Genomic DNA, 15,479 nt, shown 5'->3' with positions numbered 1-15,479 from the left:
TTTAGCTGCAAGGCAGGTGTTTTATGAAAATTGACTCTATTCAACTCAAACACGCGCTTCATTTTGCCGATCTCAAGCTGAAATTTAATGACAAGCCCATCACCCTGATTCTGGGCGATCAAAGCTCCGGCAAAACCGGTATTTTAAAGTTTACCTATCAGGCACTCACCTGGTTTGCAGCCCGCTATAAAGACCTGCGCGCTGCCGGTGTGGTGATGCTGGATCAGGACATCATGTTCACCCGCCTGCAATCCAAAATTGATATTCGGGTTCATATTCCTCCCGATATCGGGACTTTAAATGCCGCTAGCGAATCTGGCGACAAGACCCTGACAACCTGTGACTGGCAAATTTATAAAACTTTAAACAGTCATGGCATTGGTACCAGCAAGGCCGAAACCCAGCAATTAGACAATCTGGTGGAACTCTATCATAACGCGCTGAAGCACGATCAGCAGCAAGGCTTGCCCCTGATTGCCTATTACCCGGCAGAACGCTTTGTCCATGAAATGAATATTCAGAGCAAAAATAATCCGGTGCTGTTTCAGACTTCACATGCCTATGAAATTTCCAGCATTCCCTATACCACCTTTAGCCGTTTCTTCGAGTGGTTTCGTGAAATCAGCGATATTGAAAATGCCCAGATTGCGCAGCTGTTTCAGCAGCTCATTACCAATTCGTCCATCCAGAAAAATAAAGACAAAGATTTTTTACAGCACTTGGTCAATGCCCAGAAGCAAATGAACGCGCCAAGTCTGGATGCCTTAAAACAGGCTCTCAGCACCGTTCTTCCCAATTTTGAAGATATTTATGTGCAGTATCAGCCCAAATTGCAGCTGATGGTGAGTTATGCGGGAAAAACCATGCTCTATCAGCAACTTTCCATTAGTGTTAAAAACTGGATCGCCCTAGTGGGCGATATTGTACGGCGTTTGTGCCTGCTCAATCCCAAAAGTTTATATCCCTGTCTGGAAGGCGACGGCATTTTGCTGATTGACGCGATTGATCACCAACTCGATCAAAATACTTCGCAAGTGATTTTACAGCGCCTGCATCAGGCGTTTCCGCGCCTGCAAATTGTTGCCACTGGCAACCGCATGGAATTACTGGAACATGCAGCCGAATATCAGTGTTTAAAACTGGAACATAAGCAGCTGTTTGATATGCAATTGCAACCGCTCAAGGAAGAATTTGATTCAATTTATGAAAATCTGGTGTTTAATGAGGAAGTAATTGAAGCCGATGACTTAAATGAGCCTGCATCAGAAAGTATTACCCCGCAAAGCCTGTTAGAGCAGATCCAGCAACATTTAACGCCAGAACAACAAGCAGAATTATTGCACTTAATTCAACAACAGGATGACACCTCTTCCTCTCATCCTATTTCCTGACACAAAAGATTGAAAGGTGTTAAAAATACCCGGTATGTTTAAAAGATTCAGTTTCAGCATTGCATCTGGCTAAACACGCTACGCCCCTCAAGCATAGAGGGGCGTATAATAAGTCGGGCAAGTATTTATGAAATGTCAACCAACCCGAGTGTGTGCGCAAAAATAATCGATGTTGTTTTACTCATGCAATAAGATCATGTATATTTAAAGTTTAATAGTAAAATCCGATTCTACTATGACTTTTTTACAGGTTGCGCAACACAGCTTGTTTTTCATTTTTTAACTCAAACCGGCTTTCAAGATTGAGAAGTTTGGATTGTTCTTTGCAGTCCTGTAATCCTTGAAAGATAAGATTCACGCTTAGGTGTTTATAGCCTAACTCACGACTTTGGATATGAGTGTGCTACCGATTATTATCTTGTTACCGTTAGTACTAGGCACAACCCTTGTCTCGTGGCTGAAATTTTCACGCGGGGTGACGGCTTTAGCGGCTCTAGGGGTCAGCCTGAGTAGTCTGACCCTGTTACTGCTGCAAGCTAAAGAGGTGTTTAATGGCGGAACAGTCACACAAACCTGGGCCTGGTTACCCCAGTTAGGCATCGATTTAAGCTTTCGTCTGGATGCCTTGGGCCTGTTATTTTGCTTGCTGATTAGCGGGATCGGAACGCTGATTTATATTTATGCCTATTATTATTTAAATCCTAGAAACTCCCTAAGCAAACTCTATCTTCTGCTGATGCTGTTCATGGCTTCCATGCTCGGCATTTCTCTTTCTAACAATTTAATTTTATTGCTTATTTTTTGGGAACTCACCAGTATTTCCTCTTTCCTGCTGGTTGGCTACTGGAGCAATTACGAGGCGGCACAACGTGGTTCGCGTATGGCTCTGACCATTACCGGCATGGGCGGTCTGGCCATGCTGGGCGGCTTCATTCTGCTCGGTCAAATCACCGGAACCTATCAGATTGACCAGATTTTGACGATGAAGGATCAAATTCAAAGTCACTCACTCTTTGTTCCAAGCTTGCTGCTAATTTTACTGGGTGCCTTTACCAAAAGTGCACAGTTTCCATTTCATTTCTGGCTGCCGAATGCCATGGCTGCACCAACACCGGTCTCTGCCTATTTGCACTCTGCCACCATGGTCAAAGCCGGTATTTTCCTGCTGGCACGTTTTACGCCAATTTTTGTCGGTGCAGCGCTGTATCACAATATCGTGACTTTTGTGGGCCTGTTCACCCTGTGTATGGCTGCCTTCTTTGCCATTTTCAAGGAAGACTTAAAAGGCTTGCTGGCGTATTCCACCATCAGTCATTTGGGCCTGATTGTGTGCTTACTGGGGATCGGATCCCCCCTAGCCGTTGCAGCAGCCATTTTCCATATTATTAACCATGCGACCTTTAAAGCTGCCCTGTTCATGCTGGCCGGGATCATCGACCATGAAACCGGAACCCGGGATTTGCGTAAGCTTAGCGGCATCTGGCAACTCCTGCCCTTTACGGCCACACTGACCATGATCACCGCCGCCTCTATGGCCGGTGTGCCCCTGACCAATGGCTTCCTGTCCAAGGAAATGTTCTTTACCGAACTTTTGGCCAACCTCTCTGGTCCGGTGCTCATTGTTTCCGCCATTATGGCAACGCTGGCCGGAATTTTTGCCGTGGCTTATTCGGTGCGTTTGGTGCATGGGGTATTTTTCGATGGTCCGATTGGCTTAGAGGTACCCAACCGACAAGCCCATGAACCGCCGCTGGGCATGCGCGTACCTGCAATCCTGCTGGCAGTTTTATGTATTTTGGTTGGCCTGTTACCGGCGCTGCTGGTGGAAAATATTGTCAATGCAACTGCACGTGCCAGCACTCAAATGCCTGACTTTGCCGGTAGCCATTTAGCCATCTGGCATGGTTTTAACCTGCCTTTGCTGATGAGTATTGTTGCACTCTTGGGTGGGGTAATTTTCTATTTTTCTTTGGCCAAAGGCGGTCGCATCCGGGAAATTGATCTTGATCCTATCTTGGGCAAATTCCAGGGCAGAGTGCTGTTCGATTTATTTTTAAAACATCTGTTACTGAGTTCACGCAAGTTCAAACGGCAAACTGAAAATGGTTCACTGCAAAGCTATCTGATGTGGATTGTGCTGTTCAGTGGCGCTTTGCTGAGCATTCCCTTTATCAATCAAGGCCTGAGCACAGGCACACGTGAACTTGTCCATGCTCCCGCGCTTGCCATTGTGTTGTGGCTGCTGTTGTTCTCAGCCTGCTGGATGATGCTGTGGTTTCACCATGAACGGATCAAGGCTGTGCTGATTAGCGGTGCGGTCGGACTTGTCGTGACTCTGGTGTTTGTGACCTTATCTGCACCCGATCTGGCCCTCACCCAAATTACGGTCGATGTGGTCACGACAGTATTGCTGCTGATGAGCCTTTCCCTGCTGCCACAGCTTACCCCTTATGAATCCAGTGTTTCACGGCGCTGGCGCGATGCCCTGATTGCCATTGGCGGTGGTCTGGGCATCGGCTGGATTAGCTGGCTGATGCTGACCCGTGACCACAACTCGATTTCATGGTTTTTCATGCAGCAGTCGCTTCCGCTCGGTGGCGGTTCCAATGTAGTCAACGTAATTCTGGTCGACTTCCGTGGTTTCGATACCTTCGGGGAAATTACCGTCTTGGGTATTGCTGCGATTGGCGCACTGTGTCTGATGGATGGCATGCGTGCACACGGCACCACCATCACCCAGGGACTGACCTACCGCTTTAACCCCTCTCCGCTGATGTTCCGTATTACCGCATCCTGGGTATTGCCTCTGGCTCTGGTGGTAAGCCTGTACATCTTCCTGCGTGGCCATAACCTGCCCGGCGGTGGTTTCATTGCCGGCCTCATTACCTCTTTGGCCCTGGTGATCCAGTACATTGCCTTAGGGCAGGATCAGGCTGAACAGATGCTGAGAGCCAAATCAGGCCGTTTATATGAAATCTGGATTGGTTCAGGTCTAAGCATTGCGGGGCTGACCGGACTCGCTGCCTGGTTCTGGGGACGTCCATTCCTGACCAGTGCCCATGTGCATATCGCTCCGCCCCTGTTGGGTGATATTCATTTGGCATCTGCAGCATTATTTGATGTCGGTGTCTATGTCACAGTCGTGGGTGCCACCATGTTGATGATTTCAGTTCTGGGTGACTCGCGCCACTCCAGCATGTCTGGTCCTGTATTGAAGGGGGAATAAAATGATCAGCCTAGAATTTTTACTTGCCTCTGCCATTGGCCTACTGGTTGCTACGGGAATTTACCTGATCCTGCGTGCACGTACTTTTCCTGTGGTTTTAGGGCTGGCCATGATTGGCTATGCAGTCAATTTGTTCCTGTTTGCCATGGGAAGAATTCAGGTCAATGCACCCGCTGTACTCACGGAAACCACAAAAGCGACCGATCCTTTGCCTCAGGCTCTGGTCTTGACGGCCATTGTGATTGGCTTTGCCACCACGGCTTTTATTGTCCAGCTGGCTTTGCGCAGCCGTTATGAAAGCGGTACCGACCATGTCGACTCAAAAGAAGAAATCAACCCGATTGACCCGCGCGAGGATGAGCCTTAATGAATGCCATCATCCAGTTCTGGACTGAACACACCCCAATATTCAGCATTTTAATTCCGGCATTTACCGGTTTTTTACTGGTGCTTTTGGGCAATCCCGGCAAAGGTTCATTAGCGCACGACTGGCGGCAGCCTTGGCGTCGTGGCATCAGTTATGTTTCTTCAATCCTGGGTTTAGGCACTGCCGTACTGTATTTAATTTTGGCCAGCAGCGGGCAAGTCACGACCTATAACCTCAGTGAATGGGCGGCACCGTTCGGTATTGTGCTGGTTCTGGACCAGCTTTCCGCACTGATGCTGGTGCTGACCTATGCCCTGGCAACACCCATCTTATGGTTTGCCAGTCACGCATGGGATACTCAAGGGCGTTATTTCCATGCCATGTTCCACTTTTTGCTCATGGGCTTGTGCGGTGCCTTCCTGACCGGCGATTTATTTAATTTATTCGTATTCTTTGAAGTCCTGTTGATGGCCTCTTATGTCCTGCTGCTACACGGACAAGGCAAGGCCCGTTTCCAGCTCGGCATTCACTATGTCACCATCAACCTGCTGGCCTCTGCGCTGTTTCTGATTGGTCTGGGCATGATCTACGGCAGTGTCGGCAGTTTAAATATGGCCGATGTCGCACGTTTAATTCCGCTGTTAGAACCGGACCAGCATATCCTGGCCGTTGCAGGCGGCCTGCTGTTATTTGTGGTCTTTGGCATCAAGGCTGCCATGTTGCCGGTCGGCTTTTGGCTACCGAAAACCTATGCAGTTGCCACCACTCCGGTGGCTGCCATTTTCACCATTATGACCAAAGTGGGGATCTATGCCATTCTTCGAGTCAATGGCACGATTTTTGATGACCGCTTAAGTCAGGGCATTCTGGCAAACTGGCTGCTTCCGATCGGTTTGATCACCTCGGTGTATGGGGTGATTGGTGCCATTGGCGCCGAGCGTTTACGCCGTTTTGTCGGTTTTATGATTTTATCTTCCATTGGCACCCTGCTGATTGCCATTTCATTATTCAATACCTTGGCCTGGGCTGCAGGACTGTACTATCTGGTACATAGCACTATTATTGGCGCCGCATTTTATCTGCTCTGCGGCTGGATTACCTCGCAACGCGGTACATTCAAAGACCATTTCAACATCGCCCCGCAAATGAAACAGCACAAAGCGGTGTCACTCACCTTCTTTTTCATTGCCTTGATGATGGCGGGCTTACCGCCTTTTAGTGGCTTTTTAGGCAAGGTTTTTATCTTGCAGGCCACTTCACATTCCCCTTATCAGGGTGTGATTATTGCGGTGGTGCTGCTGGTGAGTTTACTCAGCATTCTCGCCTTTACCCGGGTGGGGTTCATTCTGTTCTGGCGTGCCAGCAAACCTGAAAGCCAACCGGAAACCGAAGCCTTCAAAGCGTATCAAGCCATACCCAATCATGCACCAACACGCAATGACCAAACCATTTATCTGCTGTTGTCAGGCCTGGTGCTGTATATGGTTTGCGCAAATCCAATTCAGCAGTACATGTTCAAGACGGCGGAACAGATCCAAAATAATGCTGTGTATGAAGACGCGATTTTGCACCGGGATGACTTGAATCAGGTGATTAGCGTACAGCCCTTCAATCCTGAAAATTTACCTGAAACCAAATATGGTGGTGAAACCGTCGATCCGAATGCGCATCTGATTCCTTACATCATCTCTAAAGAAACTTTAGAAGGTGAGCACATTTCAGAATATAAGCAACGCCAGATCAGGCAGCAGCAAGATCAGCAAGCTGCTGATCCGGATGATGCCAAACTCAAGCCTATGGAGCCTTAAGCATGCAAAAAACATCGTTTTTGGACCGCTGGCTGCCGCATCCCTTCGTGTCCGTGATTGTGGCCTTAAGCTGGATCATGCTGGCACATAGTCTTGATCCGGCAACCTTGCTGATGGCCTTATTGCTGGGCATTGCCATTCCACGTCTAGTCAAACCGTTTATTGGCAACACACCCAATATTCACTGGATTCTGGCCATAAAATTATTCTTTGTGGTGTTATGGGACATTATTGTTTGTAATATTAAAGTGGCCAAACAGGTGCTTGGTCCCACCCATAAACTGCATCCGAAATGGTTTCGCGTGCCTTTGGAAACCCAGCATGAACAGGTCAATGTATTGCTGGCCCTGATCATTACCACTACGCCGGGTACCGTGACTGCCGGGATCGATCATGATCGTGGCGATATTCTGGTTCATGCCCTGAGTACCGATAATGCCGAAATCGATATTATCGAAATTAAAAACCGCTATGAAAAAGCACTGATCGAAATCTTTGATGTGGAATTAGGAGAAGATTCATGAGTATTTTGCCTTATGCACTGGGTCTGTGTATGGTCGCAATCACCATTTCCATGTTTCTTTGCCTGATCCGCATGGTGATCGGCCCTTCCATCGTGGACCGGCTTTTAGCCCTGGATACCCTGTTCCTGAATGCGACCTGTCTGGTGGTCATTCTGGGTATCTACTGGACCAGCACTTCCTTGTTTGAAGGCGCTTTACTGGTTGCCATGCTTGGATTTGTTTCCACCGCAGCCTTGGCACGCTACTTTACCACTGGCCATGTGGTCGATTAGGAGCAACAGCAATGCAACTTTTCATGGAAATCCTGGTCTCGATATTTTTGTTGATTGGCTCATTCTTCATGCTGGTGGGCGGCATTGGGATGGTGCGTCTGCCCGATTTATTTATGCGCCTGCATGCTCCGACCAAGTCCAGTACCTTGGGGCTGGGGAGCTTCCTGATTGCTGCCATGATCTTTTCAGCCTTTCAGGGACGCTTCGGTTTTGCCGAACTGTTATTGACCTTGCTAGCGTTCATTACTGCACCCGTATCGGCAAACCTGATGGCACAGGCAGCACTGCATTTACGTTTACGCTCAACCAGTGGTGAAGTACCCGAAGCACTTGAACGCCCCTTGCCCTGGCAACGAACTCGCCGTCGCCCTCCGTCTAAAGAGACTCACAATAACTCCCATGATGATCTCGGCTGAAATCAGGCTCATGTTCTGAGCCTGATTTCAAATTTTACTCATAAGGTTCCATCCGATTGAGTAAATTTATTTAATCTTCATCCAAAACTTTAGCTTTTTCTTTTTCAAATTCATGTTTTGTAAGAACACCATCATCTAATAGTTTTTTTAAGGCTGTAAGTTTTTCATATTTGCCTACTACAAGATTGTTATTTCTATTTTCAGCTTTCTCAATACACTCAAACACTAGCTCTATTCGTGGAAAATTCCCAAATATATAGGGTGGTCTTGCAGCAGTTTCAACAAGACCATGCATTATTTTATTTTTACGTTCGCAAAATGTACTTGAGGCTTGTTCCGCATTTTCTCGCACAGTTTGTAAGGATACAAAACCTGTAGCTGCTTTCCGGAAAATACGATATATCTCTTCACTACTTTTTGTCGGCTGATCCAATATCACAGTTTCTCCACCAAACGTTGCATTTTCAAATGGCGATTTACTTTTTGAAGCCAATTGAATAGGCGGCACACTTGCACAACTAGAAAGAAGAAATGTTATAACAATAAAACTGATTTTATGCATACGGTTGAATCTCAAAATAGAATACTTTTATTATCTCTGCTTGCTGATCGGCACATCATTTATATGTTGTTTAATTAATAAAGTTACCAGACTCTTGAAAAAACTTAAAATAAAAAAGCCACCCGAAGGTGGCTTTTCTTTTTAGCGATTATTCATCATCTTTTTTTGCATCATCAGCTGGAGGCAAATCCTTCACTGCTTCTGCAATCAGACCAAACATATAGTTGCCATATGCGTTGGTTTTGTCGTAATGGAAACGCAAGCGAGGCGTTATACGTGTCTTGATACGACGACTCAGTTCGTGGCGCAGGAAACCGGATGCCTTGTTTAAGACTTCCAAGGTATCTTTGTTTGCCGCTTCACTCTGCTCATCGCCCAGCTCACGCCCCATCACGGTCACATAAACTTCGGCATATCCTAAATCTGGGCTAACTTTCACCGCAGAGATGGTCACCAGACCACCCAAGCGTGGATCTTTCAGCTCTTGGCGAATCAGTTCAGACAACTCGCGCTGAACTGAATCTCCCATACGCTTCAGACGTTGACTACCCGCCATTAAAGACTCCGTTTAATCAATTGAACATCATACACTTCGATCTTGTCTTGTGCTTTGATGTCTTTATAGCCTTTCACTGCAAGACCACATTCCATACCGGCACGAACTTCTTCCACCACATCTTTATAGCGACGAAGAGATTCAAGCTCACCCTGGAATACCACCACATCATCACGAAGAACGCGGATTGGCTTATTACGGTGCAACACACCTTCAAGCACCATACAGCCTGCAGCTGCACCGAATTTGCTTGAGTGGAACACTTCACGTACTTCAGCAACACCCAGAATTGTCTCACGGTGTTCAGGAGCAAGTTTACCGCTCATTGCTGCTTTCACGTCATCAATCAATTGATAGATGATGCTGTAGTAACGAATGTCGATACCGTCTTCATCGGCTTTTTGACGCGCAGTATTGTCCGCACGCACGTTAAAGCCAAGCAGTACCGCTTCAGAAGATTCAGCCAGCGTTACGTCAGACTCGGTAATTGCACCGACACCTGAACCAATAATACGTACTTTCACTTCATCGGTTGCCAATTCAGCAAGTGCCACATGTAATGCTTCCAAAGTACCGCGTACATCAGTTTTGAGCACCACGTTGACAATAGGCACATCTTTTTTGCCCATTGATGCCATGATGTTCTCAAGACGCATTGCACTTTGACGTTCAAGACGTTTTTGACGTTCACGATCCATACGCGCATCGGCAACTTCACGTGCTTTTTTCTCGTCATTCACTACAAGAACTTCGTCACCGGCCATTGGTGCTTCTGGAAGACCCAGAATTTCTACAGGAATTGATGGACCCGCAGATTTGATACGTTGACCATTTTCATCCACCATCGCACGAACACGACCGTAAGATGCGCCTGCAAGAACAAGATCACCCACTTTCAATGTACCGTTTTGAACCAGGATAGAGGCAACCGCACCACGACCTTTGTCCACGCGAGCTTCAATGACCACACCTTGCGCAGCACCTTCTTCAGATGCTTTCAACTCTAGCAATTCTGCTTGAATTGAGATCAGGTCTAGAAGTTCATCAATACCTTGACCTGAGTGTGCTGAAACCATGGCAACCGGTACATCACCGCCCCATTGTTCAGGTACGATTTCTTTGGTGGTCAATTCGTTCAATACACGGTCCGGATCGGCAGACTCTTTATCCATCTTGTTGATTGCAACAATGATTGGAGTCCCGGCAGCACGTGCATGGTCAATGGCTTCTGCAGTCTGTGGCATTACACCATCGTCAGCTGCAACAACCAGTACCACGATATCTGTCGCTTTGGCACCACGTGAACGCATTGAAGTGAACGCTGCGTGTCCCGGGGTATCCAGGAAAGTAATAATGCCCTTATCTGTTTTAACGTGATATGCACCGATATGCTGGGTAATACCACCCGCTTCGCCTGCAGCCACTTTGGTACGACGGATACGGTCAAGCAGCGATGTTTTACCATGGTCAACGTGACCCATGATGGTTACGACAGGAGCACGAGTCGTTTGAGCACCACGCGCTTCTTCAGCCGCTTCAAGCAAATTGTCTTCAGCTTGGGTATCAGAAACCAATACCGGATTATGACCCATTTCTTCAACAACAAGCGCTGCAATCTCTTGATCAATCGCCTGGTTCTGAGTAACCAATTCACCCATTTTCATGAGTGCCTTGATCACTTCACGCACCTTCACCGCCATTTTCGCAGCCAGGTCAGCTACGATAATGGTTGAACCGATTTCAACATCATAAATTTGTTTTTTAACTGGTTTTTCAAAGCCATGCTTGTTCGCCTGACTTGATTTTAAACCGCGTTTATGCGAGTTATCACGGAAAGACTGCTCTTCACCACGACGGCCACCTTTTTTCGGTGCACGCGCATTGGTGGTGTTGCCACCACGTTTAATTTCACGGTCTTCTTTAGCAAAAGAGTCTTCATAAGCCTGACCGACAAGACCGGCAGCCAGTGGAGAATCATCAATCACGCGAATTGTTGCCGTGGTATCTTCAGAAGAGTACTTGGAAGCCATTTGACGCATTTGTTCAAGCGTACGTTGTTGTGCTTCTTCAGCCGATTTACGACGTGCCGCTTCTTCAACTGCTTTTAACTGGGCAGCTTGTGCTTCACGTGCTTTCTTCTGTTCTGGTGTTTCAGTCACTTTAACCGGCTGTTTTACAATCGGCTTGTTGTTTGACTTGCGTTTTACCACAACAGCGGCTTTCGGTGCTTCTTGCTTCGCAGTTTCTTGCTTCGCTGCTGCACGCATTGCTTCTAAAGCCTGTTTTGCTTTAGATTCAGGTTGTTGCTTAGGTTCTTCAGCTTTCGCTGCTGGTTTTTGCTCAGCTTCACGCGAATTTTGTTCAGCTTGCGCCTTCGCTAAAGCTTCAGCTTTAATCTGTTCCGGATCTGGCTTAACAAATGTATGCTTCTTGCGAACTTCTACATTAATTGTCTTCGCCTTACCTGATGTACTTGCCACTTTAGCAGTACTGGTTGTTTTACGTTTCAACGTGATTTTTCCTACATTCCCATCGTCTTGACCATGAACTTTCTTCAAATGGTTAACGAGGGTATTTTGTTGTTCAGTGGAAATAATATCTTCAGCTTTACGTTGCGGTAAACCTGCGTCACGAACCTGCTCTAGGAGCTTCTCAACGGGGCGATCCACGCTGAGAGCCAACTCTTTAATCGACTTGTCCGTCATATATTTCCTCCTAGTTAAACCATGATTCGCGCGCTTTCATAATAAGTTGACCCGCTTTTTCCGCACCTAAACCTTCAATATCTGCGATATCGTCAGTAGCTTGGTCAGCTAAATCATCTACAGTCACCACACCGCGAGCCGCAAGGGCATATGCGATTTCCTGCGTCATCCCTTGCATTGCAACAAGTTCTGCACTTGGCTCTTGAATGTTTTCTTGTTGTTTTAATGCGTCTGCCAATGTAATTTCTTTCGCACGGCTTTGCAATAATTCAACAGTTTCTGCATCCAGTTCAATTTCATCAAATGTTTCAGCTGGTACATAGGCAATTTCTTCAAGCGAAGTAAAGCCCATCTCAACCAAAGCCATTGCCAAGTCTTCTTCAATATCCAGACGGGTGACAAACATGTCTAGATATTGTTGAGCTTCATTTTGTTGACGTGCGTAGAATTCCTCTTCGAGCATCATATCCAGTTTGTAGCCAGTCAATTCAGAGGCTAAACGGACATTCTGACCTTGCGAACCAATGGCACGTGCCAACTGGTCGCTCGCCGCAAAAATGATATCTGCACTGTGAACATCTTCATCAATCACAATACTGGATACATCTGCAGGCTCTAGCGCACTAGCGATGTACTGTGCCGGATCGTCCGACCACACCACCACATCAATACGTTCACCATTGAGTTCTGACTGTACCGCCTGGATACGTGTACCACGCATACCAATACAAGCGCCTACAGGATCAATGCGGTGATCGTTGGTTTTCACAGCAATTTTAGCACGAACGCCTGGCTGGCGTGCAGCTGCTTTAATTTCGATGATTTCTTCAGAAATTTCAGGAATTTCTTTCTTCATCAATGCAATCAGCATTTCAGGACGTGAACGTGACAATAACAGTTGTGCACCACGACCTTCACGGTTCACGCTATACAAAATCGCGTTTACACGTTGCTTCGGACGAAGAATCTCTTTAGGAATCATCTCTTCACGGGCAAGATAAGCTTCAGCATTGTCACCCAAGTCAATAATAAAGCCATCTTTGGTTTGCTTTTTCACTTCACCGTAGATGAGTTCACCGACTTTAGATTCATAGGCATCAGCAACCAGAGCACGTTCAGCTTCACGAATTTTTTGCACAATCACCTGTTTGGCAATTTGCGCAGCAATTCGGCCGAAGTCGATCGATTCCACTTCGAGTTCACGAATGTCACCAATCGACCATTTGGCAGGATCAACATCCGAAATCGCATCCTGACATGCCGGCATTTCGTGATCTTCATCCGCCACCACTTCCCATTGACGGAAAGTACGGTAATCACCAGTTTTACGATCGATTTCCACACGTAAACGTGCTTCTTCCGAGTTTGTGCCTTCATAAAATTTCTTTTTAGTCGCAGCAACAAGCGCTTGTTCTAGCGCTTCAAAGATCGCTTCACGAGGTACACCTTTTTCGTTACTAACCGTTTCTACTACGGTAAGAATTTCACGTGCCATAAGTCACCTATTCGTTCAGATTCTTATTTATTTGGATAAATTAATCTTGGTAAATCAAATTTGCTTTGTCGATATTATGACTATCAATTTCAAGGACCTGTTGCTTTTCAACTTCCACTTGAATGAGTTCATTTTCAAGATCAACGGCAATCAGTTTGGCTTGAAATTTACGACGATTATCTACAGCACTGATCAGACGCAGCGCAACGGTTTGTCCGATATAACCCGCCATCTGTTCGAGCTGGAAAAATGGACGGTCCCAACCCGGAGAAGAAACTTCAAGTGAATACTCACCAGAAATTGGATCATGTACATCAAGCATGGCACCCACTTGCTGTGTTACGCGAACACAGTCTTGTACGCCGATACCTCGACCCTGCTCAAGCTCGCCATCTTCATTCAGGACAGGTTGCTCGTTATTTTCATCTGCTTTATCGATATAGATACGCAATAAAGAACGTTTACCTTGAGGAAGAAATTCAATTCCCCAAAGATCGACATTGCATGCTTGCACTGCAGGAGCGATTAGGTCTTGGAGTGCTTGAGTTTTATTTGATAGCTTCATTTACTCTCGTCATTATGCTGCGATTTAATGGTCGCGGTGACCGGTTCAGACTAACTCAACTATATTAGTAGTGAAACATGACGATTTGACCAATAAATGTCGGACACTACACGATAGCCAATAAAAAAGGGCGTAATCGCCCCTATTTACACAGAAAAACCAAAGTCCACTGTGCAAAAAGGCCCACCTTTTTGTGAGCCTTTTAGAAACTTGGTAGCGGGAGCTGGATTTGAACCAACGACCTTCGGGTTATGAGCCCGACGAGCTACCAGACTGCTCCATCCCGCAACAACATTACAAAAATTCCATCTCACCTTAATAAACCAGGTGCCTATTTCAGTTTGCATCTAAAATAAGATTGATTGGTAGCGGGAGCTGGATTTGAACCAACAACCTTCGCCAGTTTATGAAGAGTTGAGCCCGATGAGCAATCAACCAATTCTATAAATAGCATTACCAAACCATTAAAAAATGGTAGCGGGAGCTGGATTTGAACCAACGACCTTCGGGTTATGAGCCCGACGAGCTACCAGACTGCTCCATCCCGCAACAACATTACAAAAATTCCATCTCACCTTAATAAACCAGGTGCCTATTTCAGTTTGCATCTAAAATAAGATTGATTGGTAGCGGGAGCTGGATTTGAACCAACAACCTTCGCCAGTTTATGAAGAGTTGAGCCCGATGAGCAATCAACCAATTCTATAAATAGCATTACCAAACCATTAAAAAATGGTAGCGGGAGCTGGATTTGAACCAACGACCTTCGGGTTATGAGCCCGACGAGCTACCAGACTGCTCCATCCCGCAACAACATTACAAAAATTCCATCTCACCTTAATAAACCAGGTGCCTATTTCAGTTTGCATCTAAAATAAGATTGATTGGTAGCGGGAGCTGGATTTGAACCAACAACCTTCGCCAGTTTATGAAGAGTTGAGCCCGATGAGCAATCAACCAATTCTATAAATAGCATTACCAAACCATTAAAAAATGGTAGCGGGAGCTGGATTTGAACCAACGACCTTCGGGTTATGAGCCCGACGAGCTACCAGACTGCTCCATCCCGCATCAACAGATTTGCTGCTTACACCAACTTATGTTCTGGATTATAAGTTGGTGCGGAAGGGGGGACTTGAACCCCCACGCCCGAAAGCACTACCACCTCAAGGTAGCGTGTCTACCAATTCCACCACCACCGCAGCTGTGACGCATTCTAGTCGGATCACACCCAAAAAGAAAGAACTAAATAAATTTATTCGCCAGTTTTTGGTGCAACTGGTGAAGTTTCACTCGAATTTGCCGGAGCAGTGGTTGTTGTTTGTACCGATTTTAAGCTATAGGCATCAGTGGTTTGCTTTTTGGCAAACACCGCTAAACTTAGGCTCGTGACAAAAAATAAAGCGGTTAAAATTGCTGTTAAACGGGTTAAAAAATTAGCCGAACCCGAAGCACCAAAAACGGTTGCTGCACCACCACCACCGAAGGATGCACCTGCATCAGCACCCTTACCATGTTGTACCAGAATCAATACAATCATTAAAATGGCTAAGATAATATGTACTACCAGCACAAATGCATGCATGCTGAAC

General features: G+C 46.3%; 13 protein-coding genes and 5 tRNA genes. 7 read left to right on the top strand and 11 right to left on the bottom strand.

From position 1 onward, the window contains the following. The first annotated feature begins 23 nt into the window (after positions 1-23). From H4I94_RS01595 to H4I94_RS01565, 7 genes are all read left to right on the top strand, one after another. Positions 24-1,391, top strand: coding sequence for an ATP-binding protein (locus H4I94_RS01595; protein WP_261181162.1), 1,368 nt, complete (start codon positions 24-26; stop codon positions 1,389-1,391). Positions 1,392-1,779: 388 nt separating this feature from the next. Continuing rightward, on the top strand, positions 1,780-4,617 hold the full coding sequence (locus tag H4I94_RS01590; protein ID WP_261181161.1) for a monovalent cation/H+ antiporter subunit A: 2,838 nt from the start codon (positions 1,780-1,782) through the stop codon (positions 4,615-4,617). A 1-nt stretch (position 4,618) separates the two neighbouring features. Then, complete coding sequence (locus tag H4I94_RS01585) at positions 4,619-4,984, top strand: Na+/H+ antiporter subunit C (RefSeq protein ID WP_261181160.1); 366 nt, start codon at positions 4,619-4,621, stop codon at positions 4,982-4,984. Then, on the top strand, positions 4,984-6,792 hold the full coding sequence (locus H4I94_RS01580; RefSeq protein WP_261181159.1) for a monovalent cation/H+ antiporter subunit D: 1,809 nt from the start codon (positions 4,984-4,986) through the stop codon (positions 6,790-6,792). The genes H4I94_RS01585 and H4I94_RS01580 overlap by 1 nt, the downstream gene beginning before the upstream one ends. Positions 6,793-6,794: 2 nt before the next feature. Then, positions 6,795-7,316 (top strand): Na+/H+ antiporter subunit E, encoded by a 522-nt coding sequence (locus tag H4I94_RS01575; protein WP_261181158.1) that lies wholly within the window; start codon positions 6,795-6,797, stop codon positions 7,314-7,316. Next, complete coding sequence (locus tag H4I94_RS01570; RefSeq protein WP_131272956.1) at positions 7,313-7,588, top strand: monovalent cation/H+ antiporter subunit F; 276 nt, start codon at positions 7,313-7,315, stop codon at positions 7,586-7,588. Before H4I94_RS01575 ends, H4I94_RS01570 begins: the two co-directional genes overlap by 4 nt. A gap of 11 nt (positions 7,589-7,599) precedes the next feature. Further along, a complete protein-coding gene (locus H4I94_RS01565) occupies positions 7,600-8,004 on the top strand; it encodes a Na+/H+ antiporter subunit G (RefSeq protein ID WP_261181155.1) in 405 nt (134 codons plus the stop codon). 70 nt (positions 8,005-8,074) lie between these two features. Here the strand turns inward: H4I94_RS01565 and H4I94_RS01560 are convergent, their stop codons facing one another. From H4I94_RS01560 to secG, 11 genes are all read right to left on the bottom strand, one after another. Continuing rightward, positions 8,075-8,566 (bottom strand): SHOCT domain-containing protein, encoded by a 492-nt coding sequence (locus H4I94_RS01560; RefSeq protein ID WP_261181154.1) that lies wholly within the window; start codon positions 8,564-8,566, stop codon positions 8,075-8,077. A gap of 148 nt (positions 8,567-8,714) precedes the next feature. Continuing rightward, positions 8,715-9,122 (bottom strand): ribosome-binding factor A, encoded by a 408-nt coding sequence (locus tag H4I94_RS01555; RefSeq protein ID WP_092819170.1) that lies wholly within the window; start codon positions 9,120-9,122, stop codon positions 8,715-8,717. Next, positions 9,122-11,827, bottom strand: a complete 2,706-nt coding sequence (gene infB / locus H4I94_RS01550) for a translation initiation factor IF-2 (protein ID WP_261181153.1) — start codon at positions 11,825-11,827, stop codon at positions 9,122-9,124. The genes H4I94_RS01555 and infB overlap by 1 nt, the downstream gene beginning before the upstream one ends. A gap of 10 nt (positions 11,828-11,837) precedes the next feature. Continuing rightward, a complete protein-coding gene (gene nusA, locus H4I94_RS01545) occupies positions 11,838-13,322 on the bottom strand; it encodes a transcription termination factor NusA (protein ID WP_092819172.1) in 1,485 nt (494 codons plus the stop codon). A gap of 40 nt (positions 13,323-13,362) precedes the next feature. Continuing rightward, positions 13,363-13,887 (bottom strand): ribosome maturation factor RimP, encoded by a 525-nt coding sequence (gene rimP, locus H4I94_RS01540; protein ID WP_092819173.1) that lies wholly within the window; start codon positions 13,885-13,887, stop codon positions 13,363-13,365. Positions 13,888-14,098: 211 nt separating this feature from the next. Next, positions 14,099-14,175 (bottom strand) — tRNA-Met (locus H4I94_RS01535). Between the two features lie 184 nt (positions 14,176-14,359). Further along, positions 14,360-14,436, bottom strand: a tRNA-Met gene (locus H4I94_RS01530). A gap of 184 nt (positions 14,437-14,620) precedes the next feature. After that, positions 14,621-14,697 (bottom strand) — tRNA-Met (locus tag H4I94_RS01525). 184 nt (positions 14,698-14,881) lie between these two features. Beyond that, positions 14,882-14,958, bottom strand: a tRNA-Met gene (locus tag H4I94_RS01520). A 46-nt stretch (positions 14,959-15,004) separates the two neighbouring features. Then, positions 15,005-15,089, bottom strand: a tRNA-Leu gene (locus tag H4I94_RS01515). 53 nt (positions 15,090-15,142) lie between these two features. Further along, positions 15,143-15,472 (bottom strand): preprotein translocase subunit SecG, encoded by a 330-nt coding sequence (gene secG / locus H4I94_RS01510; RefSeq protein WP_092819174.1) that lies wholly within the window; start codon positions 15,470-15,472, stop codon positions 15,143-15,145. Positions 15,473-15,479 lie beyond the last annotated feature (7 nt).

Source organism: Acinetobacter sp. T_3_1, assembly GCF_025377055.1.
Taxonomy (GTDB): Bacteria; Pseudomonadota; Gammaproteobacteria; order Pseudomonadales; family Moraxellaceae; genus Acinetobacter; species Acinetobacter kookii.
Note: the sequence above shows the minus strand (reverse complement) of the source record. Positions and strands in the feature narration are given on the sequence as shown.

Excerpts from the sequence above, each read along its gene's own strand:
- nusA (WP_092819172.1), bottom strand. The coding sequence starts at position 13,322 with ATGGCACGTGAAATTCTTACCGTAGTAGAAACGGTTAGTAACGAAAAA.
- H4I94_RS01555 (WP_092819170.1), bottom strand. The coding sequence starts at position 9,122 with ATGGCGGGTAGTCAACGTCTGAAGCGTATGGGAGATTCAGTTCAGCGC.
- H4I94_RS01595 (WP_261181162.1), top strand. The coding sequence starts at position 24 with ATGAAAATTGACTCTATTCAACTCAAACACGCGCTTCATTTTGCCGAT.
- H4I94_RS01560 (WP_261181154.1), bottom strand. The coding sequence starts at position 8,566 with ATGCATAAAATCAGTTTTATTGTTATAACATTTCTTCTTTCTAGTTGT.
- rimP (WP_092819173.1), bottom strand. The coding sequence starts at position 13,887 with ATGAAGCTATCAAATAAAACTCAAGCACTCCAAGACCTAATCGCTCCT.
- H4I94_RS01575 (WP_261181158.1), top strand. The coding sequence starts at position 6,795 with ATGCAAAAAACATCGTTTTTGGACCGCTGGCTGCCGCATCCCTTCGTG.
- H4I94_RS01570 (WP_131272956.1), top strand. The coding sequence starts at position 7,313 with ATGAGTATTTTGCCTTATGCACTGGGTCTGTGTATGGTCGCAATCACC.
- H4I94_RS01580 (WP_261181159.1), top strand. The coding sequence starts at position 4,984 with ATGAATGCCATCATCCAGTTCTGGACTGAACACACCCCAATATTCAGC.
- H4I94_RS01565 (WP_261181155.1), top strand. The coding sequence starts at position 7,600 with ATGCAACTTTTCATGGAAATCCTGGTCTCGATATTTTTGTTGATTGGC.
- H4I94_RS01585 (WP_261181160.1), top strand. The coding sequence starts at position 4,619 with ATGATCAGCCTAGAATTTTTACTTGCCTCTGCCATTGGCCTACTGGTT.
- infB (WP_261181153.1), bottom strand. The coding sequence starts at position 11,827 with ATGACGGACAAGTCGATTAAAGAGTTGGCTCTCAGCGTGGATCGCCCC.
- secG (WP_092819174.1), bottom strand. The coding sequence starts at position 15,472 with ATGCATGCATTTGTGCTGGTAGTACATATTATCTTAGCCATTTTAATG.